Below are 2,117 nucleotides of genomic sequence, written 5' to 3'. Positions count from 1 at the left end.
GGTCAGCACCCCGCCTTCGCCATAGCCGACATAGCCCGGAGGCGCGCCTTTCAAGCTGCTGACGGTATGGGCTTCCTGATATTCGGACATGTTGATGGTGATGACGTTCTGCTCGCCGCCATACAGAACCTCAGCCAGCGCCAGCGCGGTCTCGGTCTTACCCACGCCTGAGGTGCCTGCCAGCATGAACACCCCGATCGGCTTGTTCGGGTTGTCCAGCCCGGCGCGGCTGGTCTGGATACGTTTGGCGATCATCTTCATCGCATGATCCTGGCCGATCACCCGTTTCGCCAGATGTTCCTCCAGGTTCAGGATCGTCTCGATCTCGTCCTTGACCATGCGGCCCACCGGGATGCCGGTCCAGTCGCCCACCACGCTCGCCACCGCCTGATGGTCAACTATCGGCAGGATCAGCGCAGAATCGCCCTGCAAGGTTTCCAACTCGGCGTTCTTGTCCTTCAGCTCCTGCATCAGCTTGGCACGGTCTTCATCGGAAAGCGGGCTGTCGGCAGCGCCCTCCGCTGCGTCATCCCCAGTATCCGGGACAGCGTCCACGGGCGCGGCCCCCTCCCGGAGCTTGGCGCGCAGCTCCAGAATGCCCTCGACAACCGCCTTTTCCTTGTTCCAGCGCTCTGTCAGCCCGGCCAGCCGTTCCTCCTCAGCTGTCTTGGCAGCCTCCACTGCCTCGCGCCGGTCAGCGACCTCGTAACCGGCGGTCTCGTCGCGGCCGATGATCTCCAGCTCAGTGGTCAGCGCCTCAATCCGGCGCTGGCTGTCATCCACCTCGGCCGGCACTGCGTGCTGGCTGACTGCCACGCGGGCACAGGCCGTATCCAGCAGGCTTACCGATTTATCCGGCAATTGCCGCGCCGGGATATAGCGGGCCGACAAGCTGACGGCAGCCTCGATCCCCTCGTCCAGAACCTGCACCCTGTGGTGGCCTTCCAGCATCGAGGCAATGCCCCGCATCATAAGGATTGCCTTTTGAATGCCCGGCTCATCAATCTTGACCACCTGGAAACGGCGGGTCAGAGCCGGGTCTTTCTCAATATATTTCTTGTACTCGGCCCAGGTGGTCGCGCCGATGGTGCGCAGCGTGCCGCGTGCCAGCGCCGGTTTCAGCAGGTTGGCCGCGTCGCCGGTGCCTGCCGCACCGCCAGCCCCGACCAGCGTGTGGGTCTCATCGACAAACATCACAATCGGCACCGGGCTGGCCTGCACCTCGTCAATCACCTGGCGCAGGCGGTTTTCAAATTCACCTTTCATGCTGGCGCCAGCCTGCAAGAGGCCCACATCCAGCACCAAAAGCCGCACATCCTGCAGCGCCGGCGGCACGTCGCCGCGCGCAATCCGCAGGGCAAAGCCTTCAACCACCGCCGTTTTGCCCACCCCGGCCTCACCGGTGAGGATCGGGTTGTTCTGCCTGCGCCGCATCAGAATATCGACGATCTGGCGGATTTCCTCATCGCGGCCGACAATCGGATCGATCTCGCCGTTGCGCGCCTGCTCGGTCAGATCGGTGCAGAACTGCTCCAGCGCCTCGCCCTTGCCCATGGCACCCGGCGCCATCGACCCCGAGGCCTCGCCCGGCTCCGCCCCGCCGCCGGTGACGTTGGAGCCATCCTGCGCGCCCAGCCGTTCTTCGGGCGAGCCATCAGTGGCATCGTTGAAATTATCCGCCAGGTCATCGGCGCCGACGCTCGCCAGCTCCGGAGACATGTTCGACAGGATGTTGCGCAGCGCCGGAGTTTTCAGCATGCCCAGCAGCAAATGGCCGCTGCGCACCTGCCCCGCCGAATACAGCAATGACCCCCAGACCCAGCCGCGTTCCATCGCATCCATCAGATGGTCAGACAGATCCGAGATCGTCGAGGCCCCGCGCGGCAGCATATCCAGCGCCCGGGTCAGTTCGGTTGCGATCTTGCCCGCATCCAGATCGTAATGCTGGATGATCCGGTGAATGTCGCTGTCCTGCTGCGCCAGCAGCTGATGCAGCCAATGCACCAGTTCGACATAGGGGTTGCCCCGCATCTTGCAGAACACGGTTGCGCTTTCCACGGCCTGGTATCCCAGCTTGTTCAGCTTGCCAAACAGCGCCACGCGGCTGATCTCGGTCA

At 63.8% G+C, this 2,117-nt stretch carries 1 protein-coding gene; it reads right to left on the bottom strand.

The features are described from left to right. On the bottom strand, positions 1–2,117 hold a 2,117-nt coding region (tssH, locus tag A2I95_RS33330; protein WP_291736731.1), incomplete at both ends, for a type VI secretion system ATPase TssH.

It is taken from the genome of Leisingera sp. F5 (assembly GCF_001593695.1).
The sequence above is the reverse complement of the archived record's forward strand: the minus strand, read 5'-3'. Positions and strand labels throughout refer to the sequence as shown.